A 19,881-nucleotide genomic window follows, 5' to 3' on the forward strand; every position below is an offset into this window, starting at 1 on the left:
AATGAAACACTCCGTTTTAATGCTTGCGCTGGCTGGCAGTCTGGTTACTACAGCGGCGCAAGCCGATACTTTACTGGGTTTGTATATCGGTGCCGATGGTTGGCGCACCTCTACTGATGGCAGTTTTGCCAATGATGAGCAGCTACAACAGTTTAATTTTAATGACAAAACCCAGAGCTCTTACTATGTGGCGCTGGAGCACCCGCTGCCACTGCTGCCAAATCTTCGCCTGCAGCATAATCAGCTGGAAACTAATGGCGTAACGGCATTAAACGCCAGCTTCAGCTTTGCCGGCGAAACCTTTGCTGTCGACACCGACATTGCCAACCAGGTTGATCTGACTAACACAGATTATGTGCTGTATTACGAAATCCTCGATAATGATTTGCTGAGCCTGGACCTGGGCATTAACGCCAAGCATATTAATGGCAGCGTGGCCGTGGCTGACCTTGGTGCTGATGGCGCTGTTGCTGTGCAGGATACGTCTACTGTTATCCCTATGCTGTACAGCTCAGCTATTGTGGGGCTACCGCTAACTGGCCTGGAGCTGTTTGCCAATGGCAGCTTTGTTTCTTACGATGGCAGCCGGGTATATGATATGCAAGCGGGTGTGGCTTATGCACTGCTGGATAATCTGGCGGTCGATTTACGGCTGAAGCTGGGTTACCGCGCCGTTAATCTGCGTTTGGATGATATTGACAATCTGTACGCCGATCTGGATTTTAAAGGTGCGTTCGCCGGCGTTGAACTGCATTTTTAATCTGTACGCCGTGGGCAGCGCCGCTGCAGCGATGCCCACGCTGTTCCGTCCGGGCCAGCCTTGTTCGTATTGGCGAATCGATTTATAGTTAAGCCAATCTCCGTTAAAGCAGAAGCGATTTTGATAAATTTTTTCAGGCAGTTAACCCTTCCCTGGTTAGTATCGCTACTGGCGATAGCACTGTTTACCGGCCTGTGGTATCAATACGAGGCCAAAACGCAGCAGCAGCTTCAACTGACACGTTTTGCCGCTACCCTGCAGTTGAGTATCAGGCCTTTGCTAACCACCAGCGATCCGCAGTGGTTAAAAGCCCAGTTAACCCATATTGGCCATAACAGTGGCCTAAAGCTTACCGCCATAGCGGTGTTTGACCGGCGACATCAACTGCTGATCAGCACAGGGCCGACTGATATGGTGCGGCCGTTAAGCGCGGATGAAAATATAGACCGCTTTCAACTCGTCACCGTTGGTCATTACCTGATCGCGTTTCAACCGGTTGCTGAGCCCGGTGCTGCTAATCACAATACGCGTAAACCGACAGCAGAGCAGCACTATTTGATGCTGGTGGTCGAGCAGGCGCCGCTGTCGGTTGCCTGGCTGATGCCAGTGTTAATGGTGGCACTGATAGGTGGCGGCGTCTTGTTGTTATTCCGCCGCACAGTGGCGCAGCACCAGCAACGTTTGCAAATCGATGTTAGCTTATTAACGCATAAACTGAATCAGCTGCGACATGGCCAGCTTAATGTAAAAGTAGAAGACCAGCTGGTTAGTGAATTAACGCCATTACAGCAGGGGCTGAATGCGTTAGCGTCTGCGCAGGCCACGACGCAGCAGCAGTTGCAGATGCAGCTTCAGCAGCAACAACAACAGCTGGAAGCCTTGCAGCAGGCACAGGCGCAGGCAAAAGCACAAACTGCGCTGATGCAGCAACGTAACAGCCAGCAACAACAGCAACTGCAAATAGCCGGGCAAAATATGCAGCAGCTGCTGGAGCAGCACCTGCCCGGTGATGAACTGGCCTGGCAGCTTAATGCGCAATTATTTCTGTTACAACATACCAGCGGCCACACCACGGCAGAGAGCATAAATTTAGCGCAATTTTTGGCCGCACTGTTACCGCAGTTGCAAGCGCCGCTGGCCAGCCGTAATGTCAGCCTGCAGCTATTTGAAGCCGCCGATAACTGCCGGTTTAACACTGTGCTCTGCCAGCAAACCCTGGCTATTGTGCTGCAGGCCATGCTGCGGTTGGGCTGTCGTAGTAGTGACGTGAGCGAAATCAGCTTATACCTGCAGCTTAAGGCCGAGCAGCGGCAGCTGCAACTGACATTAATTTGTGACGGTGATGGCCTAAGCAGTGCGGTGCGGCAAAAGCTTATGCAAGACGCGGCAACCGCGCAGCCGTGGCAGGATGCCGATATCGCCATTGTTGCCAGCGCCAGGCAAAGTTTGGCAGCGCAGCTAAGTGTGCAGTCGCTTGATGGCCTGGGCTGTACCTTGCAGTTAACCCTGGCCCTGACTGAGCTTTCCCCTGCAGATACTGCAGTGCTGCAGCATATGCTGCTGTTTGACAACCAGCCGGCAAGGTTAAAAGAGCGCGCGGCCAGTCTCAGTGCTGTAACAGGTTATCTGGCCAGCTGTAACGATCTGGCTGAGCTTGAGCGCAAAGTGGCACTACATCTGTACGATGCGGCCATTATCTTTTTACCGGCAGAAGAACCGGCGCCGGCCGAGCTACAGCGCTGGCAGGCACTAATACAAGCGTTAAGCAGCTGCCAGCGGATACTCTGTTATGCCAGCGCTAACACCGGCCGACGTTGGCAGCAACTACTGCAATTACCGGTAAGCGCCGCCCCGTTTTGTCTGCAGCAGTTAATGCATACTGCGCTGCCTGGTGCGGCACTGCCAAAATTGCTGGTGGTAGATGATAATACGACTAATCTGGCGTTTGTCCGGGTGTTGTTACAACAGCAGGCGCTGCAGCTTCAGACCGCCAGTACCGGCGCCGAGGCGCTTCAGCTTTGCGCGCAGCAGCGGTTTGACTTGATTTTGCTGGATATTCAGTTGCCCGATATCGCCGGTACTGAGGTGGCGCGTCAGTTAAGGCAGCTGGCGGAGTATCAGCATACACCAATACTGGCATTCACCGCTCATGCGCTTGATGAGGAGATTGAGCAATTTTTGCAGGCCGGCATGAACGACGTCATCATCAAGCCGCTGGGCGCTGACAACCTGCAGCAGATTATGCGCTGGTGCCAGTCAGCCCGCAAAACGGATAGTCGTGCGCAGTAGCGTTTTAAGCGCCTCCAGATACGCCTGATGCGGCTCCCGCGTTACCAACGGCAACAGCTCAGCACCGCTGGCGGTGTATTTGTAGTACTGCAACACCACATTTTTACTGCTAACGGTGCCGGTTAAGCTGGCCTGCTGATATTGCCAGTGAAGCTGTTGGCCATAGGCCAGCTCACCGCTTTCAATTTCAGAGCTGTGCAGCAGGCCAATATCGACCAGGCTGAGTATTTGCGGATAAGACAAGCCAAACTGGTTCAGGTTTAACAGCGCTCTGCTGCGCCCGGTCAAAAAGTGCCACAATGACGGCCGGCGAATATAACCAAAGTAAATACGCGGCGTCGGATCCTGACGGGTGCGGCAGCTGAGCGCTGCCGCTTGTTGCAGTGCCAGTGCTTCTTTCATACTCATCCGCTTTAGCGTATGCAGGGTTTTTAAGGCAAACTTACCGGGGCTGGCGATTTCACCGGCCAGAATTTTGGCCCACAGCTGCTGCATACTGGCGTTGGAAATATCCAGCGTTAACTCGCAAAATTGGGTAAACCAATCAGGGTCTACTTCCTGGCCCGACACTGTATCCGGGCAGTACTCCAGTGCCTGGGCGATTACCCGTTCTAAATTGTGCTGCTGGCGCTCACGTTGCATCTGAAGCCGCCGCTGCGCCCGTTCGGCCAGGCTTAAATGGCTGCTTTGTGCCCCTGAGCGGGCCGCCAGCTGCTGGTGTTTGTCGTTAAACTGGCCATGTCCGGCCGGCTCTGGCGCGGTATCTGGCTCTGTTGGCGACACGACACTATTACCCAGCTGCATTTTGGCTAATTGCCGCAGGCGTTGTTGGCCGCTAACACTGTTAATCTTCACCATAACGTTGATTATCCTGAAACTCGTGGCATGGCTATCTTGGCACTGTGGATATTTTGCAGCAAGTTTCGCTAACTGCTTTGCACAAAATAAAATCTGGTATAACTTACTCTTATTAAGTTTAAGCATGTATATTTAAACGGAATCATTCAATAAGGCTTAATAATGGTGTCAAAAGAAACAGATGAGGATTTTCTGTTTTTAGCAGAAGACGAACCCGTAGCAGCTGGTCAGCAACAGACACTGGGTGAATGGCACCTGTTAATTGTTGATGACGATGAAGAGATCCACACTGTTACCAAGCTGGCACTGAGTGATTTAACGGTACTCGGACGTAAACTGCTGTTTCATCATGCCTATTCTGGCAAAGCCGCCGTTGAATTTTTGCGCCAGCATCCTAACACCGCGTTGGTGCTACTGGATGTGGTGATGGAGTCCGATGATGCCGGCCTTAAAGTAGTGCAGCAGATCCGTGAAGAATTGAGCATGGATGAGATCCGCATTGTACTGCGCACCGGGCAGCCAGGTTATGCGCCTGAAGAGAGTGTGATCAAAGAATATGATATTAATGACTACAAAACCAAAACCGAATTAACCCGCAGTAAACTGGTCACCTCTATCATAGCGTCACTGCGCTCATATCAGCAGATCCGCACCATTAACCAAAGCCGGCGCGGTCTGGAAAAAATTATTAATGCCGGCGCTAATCTGCTGGAGCAGCATTCGCTGCATGAGTTCTCTGAGGGCGTCGTCACGCAAATTTCTTCGTTAATTGGCTTGCATGCTGAAGGCGTGCTTTGCGCCCAAATTGAAGATGACGGCAGTGCCAGTGAGACCATTTATGTATTAGGTGCCGCCGGCCACTATGCGCCTTTTATCAAATGTCAGCTGGAACGGCTGGATAACCCGCGTATTGTCAGCCAGATCACCAAGTGTCTGGCGACCCGCCAGCATATCTTTACCGATATGGATACCGTACTGTATCTGGGTAATGATAAGCATAGCGCAGCGGTTTACATTGAAACTAACCGGCCAATTGAAGAGCTCGATCGTCAGCTGATCCAGGTGTTTTTAAGCAATATCTCAATTGGTTATGAAAACGTGACGCTGTTTCAGCAGTTAAAACATGCGGCCTATATCGATCCGCTGACCAAAACGCCCAACCGCAATGAGTTTATTCAGATTTTGCAGGATACCAAGCGCTACGAAGCCGCCAACAATGTTGCAGTGCTTATCGATATTGATCATTTTTCTGACGTAAACGATGGCTTAGGCCAGGATGTTGGCAATGAGTTACTGATTGCAGTGACACTGAGGCTTATCGAACATTTTGGCGCTTTTGCCCAGCTAGGCCGCATTGGCGCCGATGTGTTTGGCTTGGTCGGGCCCGAGCAGGAGCTTAGCCCCGAGCGCTTGCAAGCGGTATTTGAGGCGCCGTTTCAGGCCTCTGAGCATGCGCTGCAGGTAAATGCCACCTTTGGTCTGTGCCGGCTAACCGACACAGCCGAGCAAGGCCTGACCATTTTAAAACATGTCTATATAGCGCTGAATAAAGCGAAAAAGCAGCTTGGACAAAATTATCAGTATTATCAGGAGGATATGGAAGAGCAAATGGCCGAACGGCTGGCGCTGTTGCGGATGTTGCGACAGGATTTTGCCCATGACCGGCTGCAGCTGTGGTACCAGCCTCAGGTGTCGTTAAACACTGAGCGGGTGGTGGGCATGGAAGCGCTGCTGCGCTGGCCGCAAACGAATGGCCAGTTTGTCTCGCCGGCCGTATTTATTCCATTGGCTGAATATTCCGGCCTGATCGTCGATATTGGTAGCTGGGTGCTGGAACAGGCATGTTTACAAATAAAACAGCTACAGAAACAAGGCTTTGCCCAGCTGCGCATCGCAGTGAATGTGTCTATGCCGCAATTTAGGAATCATGGCTTTGTGCAGTCGGTCATTGAGTGCGTGCAGCGACACCAGATTGACCCGCAATTGCTGGAGCTTGAGATCACCGAGTCTGTGGTGATGGACGAACCTAAAATAGTGATAGAAGCGCTGCAGAAGCTGAAAAACTTTGGTATCAAAGTGGCGATTGATGACTTTGGTATTGGTTTTTCTTCGCTCAGTTATCTGCAACAACTGCCGCTGGATCGGATCAAAGTAGACCGCGCCTTTATCCGTGACCTGGATAAAGTAGAAGGTGAGGTGATCGCCGAGACCATTATCAGTCTGGGTAAAAGATTAAACTTATCTACCATTGCCGAGGGCGTGGAAACCGCTGCCCAGGAACAGGCGGTAAAAGCCATGGGCTGTGATGAGGTGCAAGGCTTTATGTATGCCAAACCGATGCCAGCTGCCGAGTTGCTGCTGTTTTTACAACAACAAAAATAATCTGCTAAGTAAGTAAACAGCCTCAGGCCCGCATAGCGGGCCTGATGTTTATTGCGGGGCAGATACTGCCGGTGCGGTAAAGCCGGCGGCCACAACGTCATGATGCTGTGGCAGTAACTGCGAAATACTCACCAGCTTTATTCCTTGCTGCTGCAGCGTTGGCAGATGTTTGCGTAAAAACTGATGCGTTTGCGGGTAAGGATGCGCAATAGCGATAGCACTTTGCCGCTTTCGGGCAATATTAATTAAGATCGCCAACTGCTTCAGCATGGCAGCTTCGTTTTGTTCGTTATCTAAAAACACCTGCCGGCTTAAGTTGGTAACGCTAAATTGTTTGGCGTATTTACTGGCCTGGCTGCGGGAGGTGGTCAGGCTGTCAACAAAAAACAAATGTCGTTTGCTTAAGTATTCCATGGTCCAGGCCATGGCATCGGCCTGCTCGGTATAATAACTGCCCATGTGGTTGTTAATGCCGATGGCATAGGGAATGTCTGCCAGCGCCGCCTGCAGGGTTTGTTGTACCTGATGTTTATCCATCCCTACGGTTAAAGCGCCGGGGCCCAGTGCCATGCCGTTTGACGCCTGCATTGGCATATGCAGCATTACGTCTTTGTTGTGCTGAAAAGCATAACGGGCCGCGCGCTGACCATAAGGGGTGTGGGGTAACACCGCAAAGGTTAGCGGGTAGGGCAGGTCAATTAAAGCTAAGTCGGTTTTTTGATAGCCTATGTCGTCGATAATAATTGCAACACGTGGTGTCTCGGCGGCATAAGCGCCGGCCAGAGTGAACAGCCCTATGATAAAAAACAGTAGTGGTCGCACGTCGTTATTATTCTCGTTTTATGTCGTTCGCCCGCTTGGATGCGGTTTATGCTGGCAAAAGTATAAACTGAAGTTTGTCACTTTTGCCATGCTTTTAGCGCCGGCTTTGTTGGAGCCATTGCAGCGGATTTACTGCCTCACCTTTGTCACGTATTTCAAAATACAAACCTGCGGTGGCCTGGCCACCACTCATGCCGGTTAAGGCAATGGTTTCACCGGCGCTAATGCGGGAGCCGGGTTGTTTTAGCAGGCTTTGGTTGTGGCCATACAGGCTCATATAGCCGGCGCCGTGGTCCAGTACGATCACCCAACCATAGCCTTTTAACCAGTCGGCATAAATGACCTGGCCATCAGCGATGGCTTTTACCGCGTCACCTTCGCGGCCCTGAATTAATATCCCGCGCGCCGGCATACCGCCCTGACGGTTTTCACCAAAGCGCTGCAGTATGGTGCCGCTAAGCGGCCAGGTCAGCTGACCTTTTTGCCGGGTTAAACCGGCCAATTCGCGCGCTTGCTGCGCCATACGACGCAATTCCTCCAGCTTGGCCTGCAGGCTGTTTTCGTTCTGGCGCAGGTAGTCAAGCTGGCGTCCCTGCTGCTTTAAGGTGTTACTGAGTTTATCAACCGCTTGTTGTTGCTGCGTTTTGGCCTGTGCCAGTTGTTGCTGCTGTTGCTCAAACCTGGTTAGCTGCTGTGCCAGCTGTTGCTGTTTGTCGCTTAGCTCCGTAAGTACCTGTTGTAACTGGCTGATGGTGCTGTTGATCTCGGCAAGGTGTTTTAAACGGGCGCGGTTAAAATACTGATAATAACTGAGTACCCGCTCCAATTTGGCGGCGTCCTGCTGATTGAGCAGCATGCGGCTGTAATCATGCTGCCCCAGGCTGTAGGCGCTTTTTAGCTGCTCTGCCAGCAGTTGCTGCTGCTGTTGTAACTGTTGTTCGAGCGTGCTTTGCTGCGTCAGCAGTTGCTGCTCTTGCTGGCGCAGCTGGCTGATTTGCTGCTCGGTATCGCGTTTGGCGTTGGCGGCATTGGCCAGGGCGCGATCAGATTGCTGCAATGCCGCTTCTGCTTGTTCCAGCTGCTTTTGCTGCTGTTTCACTTCGCGCTCAGTCAGCTGGATTTGCTGTTGTAGCTGCGCCAGCTCCTGCTCCTGCTGCGTCTGGCTGTACGCAAGTTGTGCCAAGCACAGCAGGGCAGCGCTAAACAGCAGCAGGTAAGGCCTACAGGTAAGCGTCATTTAGCGGGGTTGCATCAAAATTTTGCCTGTCATCTCTGCCGGTACCGGCAGCCCCATCAGACTTAGCATAGTGGGGGCAATGTCGCTTAAAATGCCACCTGGGGTAACACTGGCCGGCCGGCCGACATAAATAAGTGGCACCGGACCGCTGGTGTGGGCGGTATGTGCCTGGCCTGACGCAGTGTCCAGCATCATTTCGGCATTACCATGATCGGCGGTGATTAAACACTCACCGCCCACTTCCTGCAGCGCCTTCACTACCCGGCCAATACAGCTGTCAACGGTTTCAACGGCTTTAATCGCTGCCGACATAACGCCGGTATGGCCGACCATGTCACCGTTAGGGTAATTGCAGATAATGACATCAAAGTCACCACTGTGAATGGCCGCGACCAGCTTGTCGGTCAGCTCTGCTGAGCTCATTTCTGGCTGCAAGTCGTAGGTTGCCACTTTAGGCGAGTCGATCAAAATGCGCTGCTCGCCGTCAAACAGCTGCTCGCGGCCGCCACTGAAAAAGAAAGTGACATGGGCGTATTTTTCCGTTTCTGAAATTCTCAGTTGGGTTTTACCTTGTTTGGCCAGCCATTCACCCAGCACATTATCCAGGCTTTCTGGCGGATAAGCGCAAGGCGCGTTAATGTCGGCAGCGTATTCGGTCAGCATGACAAAACGGCTGAGCTTGGGCCAGTGCTTGCGCTTAAAGCCGGCGAAGTCAGCATCAATAAAGGCACGGCTGAACTGACGGGCCCGGTCGGCGCGGAAGTTCATAAAAATCAGCGCGTCGCCATCCTGCATCTGCACAGGGCTGCCGTTTTTAGTCAAAATGGCGGTGGCTTTAACAAACTCGTCGTTCTCGTCACGCTGATAGGCCATATCCAGTGCTTGCAAGGCATTTGTTGCCTGATAAGCACCCTGGCCCAGCGTGAGTAAATCATAGGCTTGTTCTACCCGGTCCCAGCGCTTGTCGCGGTCCATCGCGTAGTAACGGCCCACTACTGAGGCAATTTGGCCGCTGCCGGTGCGCGCAAAATGCTGCTGAATTTTTTCCAGTGAGGCTTTGGCGCTGCGCGGGGGCGTATCGCGACCATCTAAAAACGCATGCAGGTAAATGGGCCCGGCGCCCTGGCGCTCTGCCAGTTCAATCATCGCCAGAATATGGTCTTCATGGCTGTGTACACCACCTGGTGATAACAGACCCATAATATGTACTGCTTTGTGTTGCTGTTGTGCACTGTTTACCGCATCGACCAGCGCCGGGTTAGTAAAAAAGTCGCCGTCGGCAATTGCTTTAGTGATGCGGGTAAAGTCCTGATACACCACCCGGCCAGAGCCTAAATTAACATGGCCTACCTCTGAGTTACCCATTTGGCCATCGGGTAAACCCACATCCAGGCCGGAGCCTGAAATTAACGTATGCGGATAATCACGCCACAGTGCATCCATTACCGGTGTCTGTGCCTGGGCAATAGCATTATTGTCAGTCTCTTCGCGGTAGCCCCAGCCATCAAGAATTAATAACACCAAAGGTTTTTTGCCACTTGTCATGCTAGCTCCGGCTTTGTTAGCGAAAAAAAGAGTGGTTATCTTACCGAAATCTGGATAATTCTCCAGCCCCATGCGCGGGCTTATGCCGTTACAGGGCTGCTTTTAATCAGCAAACTCAGTATACTCAGCGCTGGTTTTTTTCTAAGCGTAAGCAGAGTAAATATGCAGCAGTATATTGAGTTTTTTTCCAATCATCCGATTTTAAGCGCAGTTTGGGTTGTGCTGTTTGTGATGTTAATCGCCAGCATGATTAAATCGCGTTTCTCCGCTGTTAAACAGCTAAGCCCCACCGAGCTGACCCTGCAGGTTAACCGTGACGATGCATTGGTGGTCGATATCCGCGCCGAGGCCGATTTTGCCAAGGGCCACATTACCGGCGCCCGTCAACTGGCGCTTGGCGATATTGAAAAACAGCAACTGGCCGGGCTTGAAAAACACAAAGCGCAACCCATTATTGTGGTATGTCAGGCCGGAATGACGGCACAAAAAGCAGCTGCCAGCCTTATTAAGCAAGGCTTTAATAAGGTGTCGGTACTGCAAGGTGGCATGAGTGGCTGGACTGGCGCCAGCTTACCGGTGGTAAAAAGCAAGAGGTAATGATGTCGCAAGTGACTATTTACACCAAAGCCTATTGTCCTTATTGTGTCCGCGCTAAGTCAGTGCTGGACAATAAAGGCGTAAGCTATACCGAACTGCGTATTGATGAGCAGCCAGAACTGCGTCCCCAGATGATTGAACGTGCCGGCGGGCGCAGCACAGTGCCACAGATTTTTATCGGTGAGCGCCATATTGGCGGTTGCGATGACATGTTAGCGCTTGATGCCAGCGGGCAACTCGATCCTTTATTACACAAATAACTACAGTAGGAATTATCATGGCCGAACAACAAGCAAACGGCGTTGCAACTGAGCAGCAAGGTTTACAATTTGCGATCCAGCGTATTTTTGTCAAAGACATTTCGTTTGAAGCGCCTAACGCGCCTGCTATCTTCCGCAAAGAGTGGAAGCCGGAAGTTAAGCTGGACCTGGACACCCGCAGCGAAAAGCTGGACGACAACGTTTATCAGGTGGTGCTGTCGTTAACTGTCACTACGACAGTAGAAGGCGAAACCGCGTTTTTATGTGAAGTACAGCAGGCCGGTATTTTCTCTATTGGTCAGTTAGAAGACGCACAAATGGCGCATATGCTGGCGTCTTTCTGTCCTAATGTGCTGTTCCCTTATGCCCGCGAAGCCGTGTCTAACCTGGTTAACCGTGGCACCTTCCCACAACTGAACCTGGCGCCGGTGAACTTTGATGCACTGTTTGCGCAATATGTACAAAAACGCCAGGCAGAAGCCCAGGCGGTAAAGGCTGACGCTTAAGCAATGCAGCCTTCAGCTATTGCTGTGCTCGGGGCGGGGTCTTATGGCACCGCTCTGGCAATTTGTCTGGCCCGTAACGGCAATACCATCAGCTTATGGGGCCGCAACAGCGACGATATGGCACAGATGGCCGCGCAGCGTGTTAATCAGAAATACCTGCCGGACATTGCCTTACCAGACAGTTTGCAGCTGACCGCCGATTTAGCCGCCGCCGTAGCCAGTAGCCGCGATATTCTGGTGGTGGTGCCAAGCCACGCCTTTGCCGACACCTTACGGCAGATAAAACCGCTGCTACAAGCTGATGCGCGGGTTGCCTGGGCGACCAAAGGCTTAGAGCCGGAAACCGGCCGCTTGCTGCAGGATGTGGCGCGCGAAATTTTAGGCGAGCAGGTGTCACTGGCGGTGTTGTCCGGCCCGACCTTTGCCAAAGAAATGGCGATGGGCTTGCCAACGGCGATTTCACTGTCGTCAACCGATGCTGACTTTATCCGGCAGTTATCTGACTTGTTACACTGTGCTAAGAGTTTTAGGGTTTACACCAACCCGGACTTTATCGGTGTGCAACTCGGTGGCGCGGTGAAGAACGTTATTGCTATTGGCGCCGGCATGGCCGATGGTATTGGCTTTGGTGCTAATGCCCGTACGGCGCTGATTACCCGCGGTTTAACCGAGATGTGCCGCCTGGGCTGTGCCTTAGGGGCAAAGAAAGACACCTTTATGGGCATGGCAGGCCTTGGCGATTTAGTGCTGACCTGTACCGATAACCAGTCGCGTAACCGGCGCTTTGGCTTATTGCTGGGGCAGGGTAAGCCAGTCGCTGAAGCCATGCAGAGTATTGGCCAGGTGGTTGAAGGCTATCGTAACGCCAAAGAGGTGTTTAACCTGGCACAGCGGGTAGGCGTGGAAATGCCTATCACTGAGCAAATTTATCAGGTGCTGTATCAGGGCAAAGACGTAAAACTGGCCGCGCTGGATTTGCTCGGCCGTGAGAAGCGCGACGAAGTCAGCTAACCTGTTTGCGTACCAGTTTGTTCTCTTTTGCCAGTAGCAGCGGGATCTCTGCTGCTGGCAAGGCTTTACTGAATAAGTGACCCAGTAAAATATCGCAACCCATTACGTGCAGCAAATAGGCTTGCATTTCGTTTTCAATGCCACTGGCAATCACATCTAACTGCAGGTAAGACGCCAGCCGGATCAAACTGGCCGTGATATTACGCTGCTGTTCGTTATGCTCCATATCTTTAATGCACAGCGCGGCAATTTTCAGGCCGTGTAGCGGAAATTGTTTCAGCACCGACAGCGATGACACACCAGTACCAAAATTGTCTAATGTCAGATGCAGCCCCATCTGGGCCAGTTGTTGCAAGTTATCGTTGACCAGGCTATCGGCCTCTAACAGTAATGGCTCTTCAATTTCAAATTCGAACTGATCTGCCGTTAAACCACAGCGCTGTAACTGCGCTGCAATTTGGCTGACAAATTGGGTTTGCTTAAGGCTCAGGCCGGAGATATTCAGGCACATACGGCCCCGGCTAATGTCCGTTTGTTGCCAGCGTAGCTGCTGTTCACAGCATTTTTGAAATACCAGCTGGTCCAGCTGCGCAATAAGGCCGGTTTCATCGGCCAGCGTTAGAAAGTGTTGCGGCAATAACACGCCGCGGCGCGGGTTGTGCCAGCGTAACAGGGCTTCATAGCCAACAATACGGTTGCTGCCGATGCTATAACGTGGCTGATAGTACAGCTCAAACTCGTCACGCTGCAGGGCTTTATGCAGCTCGGCTTCTAATGCCAGATATTCCGGCGCCCGTTGCTGCAAAGTGCGGCTGGCAAAGGCCAGCTGGCTGTCACCGGTTTTGCTGGCCTGTTGCAGCGCGGCATTCGCCGCAAACAGCAGCTCAGAGGCATGCTGGCCATCATTAGGATAAAGGCTGATGCCTACCAGGGTTTGTACCGCCAGCCCGGGGTTGAACCCGGCTGACTCACTTAGGGTAAGCAGCTTATGCCCCAGCCGGTTAAGGGTAATTTCGACGTGGGCACGACACAGATGGTGCGGTACAACCACCGCCAGAGTGTCGCTGTTGTAACGGGCAAGAATACATTCCGGGCCGGCCAGTTGGGCCAGCGCCTTTGCTAATTTTGGCATCGCCTGCGGTAAAGTGATGTTAGGGTTAACCGGTCGCTCGCCCAGCAGTTGGCTAAATTTGACCAGCAGCAGCGCAAAGTTTGGCTGACTTTTACCGGACAACTGAATACAGCTGTGCAGGTATTCGTTCAGCAGCAGCGGGCTTAATAAACCGGTTTGCCGATCGCGCAGCGTATCTTGCTCCAACTGCTGTTGCCGCTGTTTCAAATCGTCAATATTACGTGCTAATAACAGATATTGCGCTGGCGCGTCATTAAGGCGGGTAATAGCCACAGATAGTGCCAGCCGCTTGCCATCGCCCTGTTGCAACCAGGCTTCACCAAGCCAGTTGTCAGCAGGCTGCAGTTGTGACAGTAATAAACTGTTACCCTCAGGCTGCAGATAAAGTGGCAACTGGCTGTCATCTGTCGGGCAGGCGGCGCTGAGCGACACATTTGTATATTGCGGGGTTAAGTTGGCATCCAGTACAGCGATATAATCATCGCAGCGCTGCAAGAACTGGTTAAGCTGTTGCTGCTGCAAGCACAGCTGCTGGTAACGGGCTTTGAGCTTAAAGTTGTATAAGGTTAGCACTGCAATCACCAGCAGGCTCAGTGCCAGTGCTATTAAGGGTAATGCAGAGACAATAGCATCACCAGCCGCGGCGGCAGCACAAAACGGCAGTAGCCCGGCCAGGGGCAACCAGCGAAAGCTTGGCATGGTGTCGACATCCTTGTAATCGAGCGAAGCGCCATTAACTATAGCCGCAGCCGGGGTAAATAGGCAAATTGTGCGTGGCTTAACTGCGGGCGCCGGCAAAGCCAAGCTGACGCCAGGATTCATAGACAAAGACAGCTACAGCATTAGATAAATTCATCGAGCGGCTGTGCGCTGTCATCGGAATACGCAGCCAATGTGTCTGTGGCAGCTGTTGCAACACTTCTGGCGGCAAACCGCGGCTCTCCGGGCCAAAAATTAGCGTATCACCGGCCTGATAACGCACGTCACTGTGGCCGGTGTGGCCTTTGGTGGTGCAGGCAAACATCCGCGTTGGCGCGACATCGGTAACAAAAGCGGCAAAATTGGCGTGGCGCTTAACTGGGGCAAACTCGTGGTAATCTAAACCGGCGCGCTTCACCCTTTTGTCATCCCAGGCAAACCCCAGCGGCTCAATTAAATGCAACTGATAGCCGGTGTTGGCACACAGGCGGATAATATTGCCGGTATTGGGTGGAATTTCCGGTTCAAATAACACGACATGCAGCATAGCAAACTCCTGACTTAACGGCCGCTCAGTGTATCAAAAGTGCCGTTGGCTGCCAGTGTGGCAAGAAAAACATTTATCGCCTGCAGTGCCTGCTGACGGATGCTGTCCTGCTCCATAAAAATCTCGTGCCGTGCCGCTTGCAGGCAAACTTTCTGCCGCAGCAGCGTCTCGGGTAGCTGCTGGTACCACAGATCTTGCGCGTAATTACTGACCACTTTGTCGGCACTGGCTTGCAGCAGAAGCACCGGTACTGACCACTGGGCGGCGGTTTGCTCAATGGTACGCATGGCCGATATAGCGGCACTGACCCAAGGGGTAGTCACGCCGCCCAATCTGGCCTCTGGCTGTTCACGGTATAGCAGATTAAGCCAGCTGTAGCGCTGTTTGCAGCTGGTGAGCGGGTTATTGGCAAACGCCTTTTCACGGTAGTTAGTCTGGCCGGGAAAATACCAGGGCGTATTACTAAACCGGCGGTTCAGTGCGCCAAAGGCCAGTGCCAGACGCTCGGCCAGCCGGGCCGGTACCAGGCCGGTATAAATACCAAACATGGGTGAGGCAAAAATGGCCGCAGCAAACGGATGAGCATAGCGCTGCATATAGCCGGCTAAGATCGCGCAGCCCATCGAATGCCCCAGTGCCAGATAGTGTTGATGGCCTGATGGCAGCACGATATGGCGGATAAACAGATCAAGATCCTGCTGGTACAAGCTAAAGTCGGCAACATAACCTTTGTCTGGGTTTGCCAGCTCTCGCCCAGACAACCCCTGGCCACGGTGATCGAGCAGGAATACACTGTAGCCGGCCTGCACCAGCTCGTAGCATAACTCGGCATATTTTAGTGCCATTTCCATGCGGCCACTGCTAATCACAAAGGCCTGACGGGCGCCCGGCGTATGGTGAGCATAATAATGCAGAGGTAGCGCGTCACTGCCGGTCAGTACGCCACACTGCAGGCTTTGCCAGAACGGCTTTAGCCGTGTCGGCCAATCCTGCTGCAGGCTGGCTGCCTGGCCTAAAACGGAAATCAGCGGAAAGTCAGGGATGTCAGTCGTCACTATCAGGATCCGGCCAAAGGTTAAACCGCGCTAGTGTAACGGTAAGCGCAGCCTGATACAAAGCCCGCCGCTGCTTTGATTCGATGCACTGACACTGCCATCATGCTGGCGGACAATTTGCGCTACTATCGCCAGCCCCAGGCCTGTGCCGCCGCTATCATGCTCGCGGTTGCTGGATAAGCGGTAAAACGGCTGAAAAATAGCGCTTAACTGGCCCTCGTCAATGCCGGGCCCCTGATCGCAGATGTCTAGCTGGCAGCAATCTGCCTGCAACTGTAACTGGCAGCTGATGTTGCTGTTGGCCGGGCTATATTTAATGGCGTTGCGCAAAATGTTTTCGATTGCCCGCGCCAGCAGGTGGCTATCGGCGCTGACGATAAGTTTAGCCGGTGCGCTAAGCTGCAGTTGCTGTTGTTTTGCCTCGGCCTCTACCTGATTAACCGCAATAATCTCAGCGAGCAGCGGCGGCAGATCAACCGGCTCTTTATGCAGCTGGTATTGCCCCGCATCCAGTCTGCTGTAGGTTAGCAGCTCATCGAGCATCGCATCCAGCCGGTCCAGCTCCTGTTTTAATCTTGGCATTTGCGCCAGGTTCTGCTGACGCTCGGTTAAGCCCAGTGCCAGCTGGGCGCGCGCCAGCGGTGAGCGTAGCTCGTGCGAAATATCGCGCAATAAGCGCTGCTGATTGGTTAACAGCGCACCGATGCGCTCTGCCATGGTATTAAAACTGTGGCCGAGCTGGCCCAACTCATCTTGCCGCTGTACCAGATGCTGTACCCGGCTATCGAGCTTACCCTCAGCAAACTCTAAGTTGCGCTGCAGTAATTCGCGCAGCGGCCGCGAGATCGACACTGCCAGAATAAAACTGGCTATCGCAGAAATAACCAGGGTAAATAGCAGTAACACATGCTGAGGAATCGCATTTAACCGCCACCAGCGCTGCGGCGGGCGTTGGCGTTTTTGATACAATGCCAGTTGTTCGTCGCCTATGTGCAGTAAAAAGGGGCCGGCCAGGGAAGTGTTGTGATGTTTAAGCCAGCGCGGCCGCGACAGCTGGGATAATTCAGTTAACCAGTGTTGGTCAAAATCGCGCGGTAATAAATCGGCGGTCAAGACGGTATTGGTTTGCGCATCGACGACCAGCCAGCGCTGTGGATTGTCTTGCTGCAGGCTGCTTAACAACTGCTGCGTTGATTCAACGCCGGCAAAACGCTGCAATTGTTGCTGCAGTTGCTGCTGAATACTAAATGGCAGACGACGGATCTCTGTCGGTTCAGTCAGCGCCCGCGACAACGCCAGGGTGGCAAATACTGCAGTCAGTAACACCAGCCAGAACCAGATAAAAATGCGGCCGGCCAGGTAGCGAAACGGGTTTAACTTCCACAGCACCGACATTACCCGCCTCCGACAAATAAATAGCCACTGCCACGCAGGGTCTGGATCTTTTCATCGCTGGCAAAGGGGGCAATTTTTTTGCGGATATTGCTGATATGCATATCCAGGCTGCGGTCGTACATTTGCAACCTTTTACCCAGCACTTCACGGCTAAGCTCGTCTTTACTGACCAGCTCACCGGCGCGGCGCATTAACAATTCCAGCAGCTGAAACTCGGTAGCGGTCAGGCTGACCGGCTGACCATTGCAGCTTAACTGACGATTATGGGGGTTAAGCACCAGGCCGTTTTGCTGCAATATACTGTGGCCGCTGTCTTGCGGTGCACGCGTCAATTCTACCCGGCGTAAAATGGCCTTAATACGCGCCACCAGCTCCCGCGGGTTAAAGGGTTTAGCCAGATAGTCATCGGCGCCCAGCTCCAGGCCAACAATACGGTCAACGTCATCACCGCGGGCTGTCAGCATCAGCACCGGGCAGTAATGGCCCTCGCGCAAGGCTTTTAGCACGGCTAAACCATCCATTACCGGCAACATTACATCCAGCAGAATAAGGTCATAGGGCTTGTGCTGCGCCAGCCTCAGACCTGTTTTTCCATCATGGGCAGCGTCAAAAGCAAAGCCATCCAGTGCCAGATATTCAGCTACCAGTTCACACAGCCCGGTATCGTCATCGATCATTAAAATTGCCGGCATTATTCCTCCTAACTGCTGTGGCAGTTTACGTAATATCGCCGCCGGGCGCGCAGCCCTTTACGTAATCTTTACCTGCTCTTTGCGCTGCTTTGCATTGGTTATTTTAAGCTAAAGCTGTCTTAAACACCGGAGTAACGCTGATGAAAGCAACACAACTGATTTTTGTTTTAAGTATGTTTACCGCTGCGGGTGTGGCCGCCGCTCCTGCCCAGCAACAACACGAAGAGTGTCAGGCTGTCAGCCATCAGGCCAAAGATGCCAAGCACAGCAGGCAGCATGGTTTTGGCCTGAAGCGTGCGCTGGCCCGGTTAGATTTAACCGACAGTCAGCAGCAGCAAATTAACCAATTAATGCAGCAACACCGTAATGCGCGCGCCAGCAAAGCTGATGCTGGTAAAGCTGATAGTAAAGCAGAGTATCGCGCCAGCCATCAACAATTAAAAGCGCTGATGGCGGCAGCTCAGTTTGATGAAGTCGCCGCGCGCCAGCTGTTAGAACAGCGCCAGCAAGCTGGCGTAGAGCGTCAACTGGCGGGTATGAAACTGCGCCATGACATTATGCAACTGTTAACCGAGGAGCAGCGCCAGCAACTGCAACAGATGCAGTTACAGCGCCGGCATAAGCAGCAAAGCCGCCAGTCAAGCTAAGCTGCTGCGGCCAGCACAATGCTGTGCTGGCTGCTTAGTCTATATCCAGCTCTTTTAACTTGCGCGTTAGCGTATTGCGGCCCCAGCCCAGGCGTCTGGCCGCTTCTTGCTTATGGCCATGGGTAAACTGCAGCGCTTGCTGCAGTACCGTGCGTTCAAATTCCGGCGCGGCTTGTGCGAGGATATTTTCCTCACCGGCCGTTAACTTCTGGCTAATCCAGCCTGCCAGCATGTCTTGCCAGCTATGGGCCTGGCCATTAGCCGCTACAGTGGCAGGTTTTACCACTGTGCTCAGCTCGGGCGGTAAGTCAGCGACGACAATATGTTTGCCACTGGCCATGACTGTCAGCCAGCGACAGGTATTTTCCAGCTGGCGCACATTGCCCGGCCAGTCCAGCTGGCTTAAAAACTGCTCAGCCTCTTTGGTCAGGGTTTTCGCTTCCACGTTCAGCTCTTTGGCGGCTTGCTGTAAAAAGTGCTGGGCCAGTTTGGCGATATCCTGCTTGCGCTCCCTCAGCTGTGGCAAATGGATGCGGATCACGTTTAAACGATGAAACAAGTCTTCACGAAATTTGCCCTCGCTGACCAGCTGCTCTAAATCCTGGTGGGTGGCCGCGATAATACGCACATCGACACTGACGGCCTGATGGCCGCCGACACGGTAAAACTGCCCATCGGCCAGCACCCTGAGTAACCGGGTTTGCACATCCAGTGGCATGTCGCCAATTTCATCGAGAAACAGGGTACCGCCATCGGCTTGCTCAAAGCGACCTTTGCGCAGGGTATTGGCGCCGGTGAAGGCACCTTTTTCATGGCCGAACAGCTCAGATTCAATCAGATCTTTTGGAATAGCGGCCATATTCAGCGCAATAAACGGCTGCTCGGCACGCGGGCTATGTTTATGCAGGGCTCTGGCCACCAGCTCTTTACCGGTACCGGACTGGCCGTTAATCAGTACACTGATGCTGGAGCGGGCCAGCCGGCCGATAGCGCGAAACACCTCCTGCATCGCCGGCGCTTCGCCGATAATTTCCGGCGAAAGGGTAGCCGCTGCGGTTTGTGGCTTAGGCTGACGCGCTTTGGCATGTTCCAGCGCACGGCTAATCAGCGCTACCGCATCGTTGACGTCAAATGGTTTTGGCAGATATTCAAAGGCACCGCGTTTAAACGCATTTACTGCGCTGTCTAAATCTGAGTGGGCGGTCATAATGATTACCGGCAGCTCTGGCGACAGCTCTTGTAACCGGCTGAGCAGCGCCATACCGTCGGTGCCGGGCATGCGGATATCCGACACTACGACGGCCGGGGTGTCATACTCCAGCCGCTGTAGCATCAAATCGGCAGTGGCATAGCTTTCGCACAAAATGTCCGCCCGGGCCAGGGCTTTTTCCAGCACCCAGCGGATAGAATTATCGTCATCAATGATCCAAACGGTATGACTCATCAG

Annotated in this window: 18 protein-coding genes; 8 read left to right on the forward strand and 10 right to left on the reverse strand. The window is 53.0% G+C overall.

All coding sequences use genetic code 11. The annotated features are described in order from the left end of the window. Position 1 precedes the first annotated feature (1 nt). Positions 2-760: a TIGR04219 family outer membrane beta-barrel protein gene (locus RNAN_RS00880; RefSeq protein WP_008217781.1), complete on the forward strand. Its 759-nt coding sequence runs from the start codon at positions 2-4 to the stop codon at positions 758-760. A gap of 120 nt (positions 761-880) precedes the next feature. Next, positions 881-3,049: a response regulator gene (locus RNAN_RS18570; RefSeq protein ID WP_008217783.1), complete on the forward strand. Its 2,169-nt coding sequence runs from the start codon at positions 881-883 to the stop codon at positions 3,047-3,049. Here the strand turns inward: RNAN_RS18570 and RNAN_RS00890 are convergent. Then, complete coding sequence (locus RNAN_RS00890; protein WP_008217784.1) at positions 3,017-3,907, reverse strand: TIGR03899 family protein; 891 nt, start codon at positions 3,905-3,907, stop codon at positions 3,017-3,019. The two genes, RNAN_RS18570 and RNAN_RS00890, sit on opposite strands and share 33 nt — an antisense overlap. 162 nt (positions 3,908-4,069) lie before the next feature. Between RNAN_RS00890 and RNAN_RS00895 the strand changes: the two genes are divergently transcribed. After that, entirely contained in the window at positions 4,070-6,289 is a 2,220-nt protein-coding gene (locus RNAN_RS00895) for a two-component system response regulator (protein WP_008217786.1), read from the forward strand. Positions 6,290-6,337: 48 nt separating this feature from the next. Here the strand turns inward: RNAN_RS00895 and RNAN_RS00900 are convergent, their stop codons facing one another. The 3 genes from RNAN_RS00900 to gpmM form a co-directional block, all read right to left on the reverse strand. Next, a complete protein-coding gene (locus RNAN_RS00900; protein ID WP_008217788.1) occupies positions 6,338-7,111 on the reverse strand; it encodes a divergent polysaccharide deacetylase family protein in 774 nt (257 codons plus the stop codon). Between the two features lie 94 nt (positions 7,112-7,205). Then, positions 7,206-8,348, reverse strand: a complete 1,143-nt coding sequence (locus RNAN_RS00905) for a murein hydrolase activator EnvC family protein (protein ID WP_008217790.1) — start codon at positions 8,346-8,348, stop codon at positions 7,206-7,208. Next, entirely contained in the window at positions 8,349-9,893 is a 1,545-nt protein-coding gene (gene gpmM, locus RNAN_RS00910) for a 2,3-bisphosphoglycerate-independent phosphoglycerate mutase (protein WP_008217793.1), read from the reverse strand. It lies immediately after the preceding gene. A 162-nt stretch (positions 9,894-10,055) separates the two neighbouring features. On the opposite strand from gpmM, the gene RNAN_RS00915 reads away from it, so the two are divergent. From RNAN_RS00915 to gpsA, 4 genes are read left to right on the forward strand one after another with little or no spacing between them, the layout of a single operon-like run. Beyond that, complete coding sequence (locus tag RNAN_RS00915) at positions 10,056-10,490, forward strand: rhodanese-like domain-containing protein (RefSeq protein WP_008217795.1); 435 nt, start codon at positions 10,056-10,058, stop codon at positions 10,488-10,490. Beyond that, positions 10,490-10,750: a glutaredoxin 3 gene (gene grxC / locus RNAN_RS00920; RefSeq protein ID WP_008217797.1), complete on the forward strand. Its 261-nt coding sequence runs from the start codon at positions 10,490-10,492 to the stop codon at positions 10,748-10,750. Before RNAN_RS00915 ends, grxC begins: the two co-directional genes overlap by 1 nt. Before the next feature lie 17 nt (positions 10,751-10,767). Next, complete coding sequence (gene secB / locus RNAN_RS00925) at positions 10,768-11,256, forward strand: protein-export chaperone SecB (protein WP_008217799.1); 489 nt, start codon at positions 10,768-10,770, stop codon at positions 11,254-11,256. Between the two features lie 3 nt (positions 11,257-11,259). Next, on the forward strand, positions 11,260-12,267 hold the full coding sequence (gene gpsA, locus RNAN_RS00930) for an NAD(P)H-dependent glycerol-3-phosphate dehydrogenase (protein WP_008217801.1): 1,008 nt from the start codon (positions 11,260-11,262) through the stop codon (positions 12,265-12,267). Here the strand turns inward: gpsA and RNAN_RS00935 are convergent. The 5 genes from RNAN_RS00935 to RNAN_RS00955 all read right to left on the reverse strand — a co-directional run bounded on the left by RNAN_RS00935 (position 12,260) and on the right by RNAN_RS00955 (position 17,787). Further along, positions 12,260-14,098 (reverse strand): putative bifunctional diguanylate cyclase/phosphodiesterase, encoded by a 1,839-nt coding sequence (locus RNAN_RS00935; protein ID WP_008217803.1) that lies wholly within the window; start codon positions 14,096-14,098, stop codon positions 12,260-12,262. The two genes, gpsA and RNAN_RS00935, sit on opposite strands and share 8 nt — an antisense overlap. A 79-nt stretch (positions 14,099-14,177) precedes the next feature. Next, a complete protein-coding gene (trmL, locus tag RNAN_RS00940) occupies positions 14,178-14,645 on the reverse strand; it encodes a tRNA (uridine(34)/cytosine(34)/5-carboxymethylaminomethyluridine(34)-2'-O)-methyltransferase TrmL (protein WP_008217804.1) in 468 nt (155 codons plus the stop codon). Positions 14,646-14,659: 14 nt separating this feature from the next. Continuing rightward, the gene (locus tag RNAN_RS00945) at positions 14,660-15,700 is read right to left on the reverse strand and encodes an alpha/beta fold hydrolase (protein ID WP_008217806.1); all 1,041 of its coding nucleotides are present in this window, start codon (positions 15,698-15,700) and stop codon (positions 14,660-14,662) included. Between the two features lie 30 nt (positions 15,701-15,730). Beyond that, on the reverse strand, positions 15,731-17,095 hold the full coding sequence (locus RNAN_RS00950) for an ATP-binding protein (RefSeq protein WP_008217809.1): 1,365 nt from the start codon (positions 17,093-17,095) through the stop codon (positions 15,731-15,733). Further along, positions 17,095-17,787 (reverse strand): response regulator, encoded by a 693-nt coding sequence (locus RNAN_RS00955; RefSeq protein WP_008217812.1) that lies wholly within the window; start codon positions 17,785-17,787, stop codon positions 17,095-17,097. The genes RNAN_RS00950 and RNAN_RS00955 overlap by 1 nt, the downstream gene beginning before the upstream one ends. Before the next feature lie 140 nt (positions 17,788-17,927). Here RNAN_RS00955 and RNAN_RS18575 point away from each other — a divergent pair, with 140 nt between their 5' ends. Further along, the gene (locus RNAN_RS18575; protein WP_008217813.1) at positions 17,928-18,434 is read left to right on the forward strand and encodes a Spy/CpxP family protein refolding chaperone; all 507 of its coding nucleotides are present in this window, start codon (positions 17,928-17,930) and stop codon (positions 18,432-18,434) included. Between the two features lie 34 nt (positions 18,435-18,468). Here the strand turns inward: RNAN_RS18575 and glnG are convergent, their stop codons facing one another. Further along, positions 18,469-19,878 carry a nitrogen regulation protein NR(I) gene (gene glnG / locus RNAN_RS00965; RefSeq protein WP_008217816.1) on the reverse strand — a complete coding sequence of 470 codons (1,410 nt, stop codon included), beginning with the start codon at positions 19,876-19,878 and terminating at the stop codon, positions 18,469-18,471. Positions 19,879-19,881 lie beyond the last annotated feature (3 nt).

Origin of the sequence: Rheinheimera nanhaiensis E407-8, from assembly GCF_000296695.1 — a bacterium.
Lineage (GTDB): Bacteria > Pseudomonadota > Gammaproteobacteria > Enterobacterales > Alteromonadaceae > Alishewanella > Alishewanella nanhaiensis.

What these genes read in the sequence shown, in the direction of transcription:
- glnG (WP_008217816.1), bottom strand. Translation starts at nt 19,878, where the DNA reads ATGAGTCATACCGTTTGGATCATTGATGACGATAATTCTATCCGCTGG.
- RNAN_RS00895 (WP_008217786.1), top strand. Translation starts at nt 4,070, where the DNA reads ATGGTGTCAAAAGAAACAGATGAGGATTTTCTGTTTTTAGCAGAAGAC.
- RNAN_RS00890 (WP_008217784.1), bottom strand. Translation starts at nt 3,907, where the DNA reads ATGGTGAAGATTAACAGTGTTAGCGGCCAACAACGCCTGCGGCAATTA.
- grxC (WP_008217797.1), top strand. Translation starts at nt 10,490, where the DNA reads ATGATGTCGCAAGTGACTATTTACACCAAAGCCTATTGTCCTTATTGT.
- RNAN_RS00950 (WP_008217809.1), bottom strand. Translation starts at nt 17,095, where the DNA reads ATGTCGGTGCTGTGGAAGTTAAACCCGTTTCGCTACCTGGCCGGCCGC.
- RNAN_RS00915 (WP_008217795.1), top strand. Translation starts at nt 10,056, where the DNA reads ATGCAGCAGTATATTGAGTTTTTTTCCAATCATCCGATTTTAAGCGCA.
- gpsA (WP_008217801.1), top strand. Translation starts at nt 11,260, where the DNA reads ATGCAGCCTTCAGCTATTGCTGTGCTCGGGGCGGGGTCTTATGGCACC.
- RNAN_RS00880 (WP_008217781.1), top strand. Translation starts at nt 2, where the DNA reads ATGAAACACTCCGTTTTAATGCTTGCGCTGGCTGGCAGTCTGGTTACT.
- RNAN_RS00935 (WP_008217803.1), bottom strand. Translation starts at nt 14,098, where the DNA reads ATGCCAAGCTTTCGCTGGTTGCCCCTGGCCGGGCTACTGCCGTTTTGT.
- RNAN_RS18575 (WP_008217813.1), top strand. Translation starts at nt 17,928, where the DNA reads ATGAAAGCAACACAACTGATTTTTGTTTTAAGTATGTTTACCGCTGCG.
- RNAN_RS00905 (WP_008217790.1), bottom strand. Translation starts at nt 8,348, where the DNA reads ATGACGCTTACCTGTAGGCCTTACCTGCTGCTGTTTAGCGCTGCCCTG.
- secB (WP_008217799.1), top strand. Translation starts at nt 10,768, where the DNA reads ATGGCCGAACAACAAGCAAACGGCGTTGCAACTGAGCAGCAAGGTTTA.
- trmL (WP_008217804.1), bottom strand. Translation starts at nt 14,645, where the DNA reads ATGCTGCATGTCGTGTTATTTGAACCGGAAATTCCACCCAATACCGGC.
- gpmM (WP_008217793.1), bottom strand. Translation starts at nt 9,893, where the DNA reads ATGACAAGTGGCAAAAAACCTTTGGTGTTATTAATTCTTGATGGCTGG.
- RNAN_RS00955 (WP_008217812.1), bottom strand. Translation starts at nt 17,787, where the DNA reads ATGCCGGCAATTTTAATGATCGATGACGATACCGGGCTGTGTGAACTG.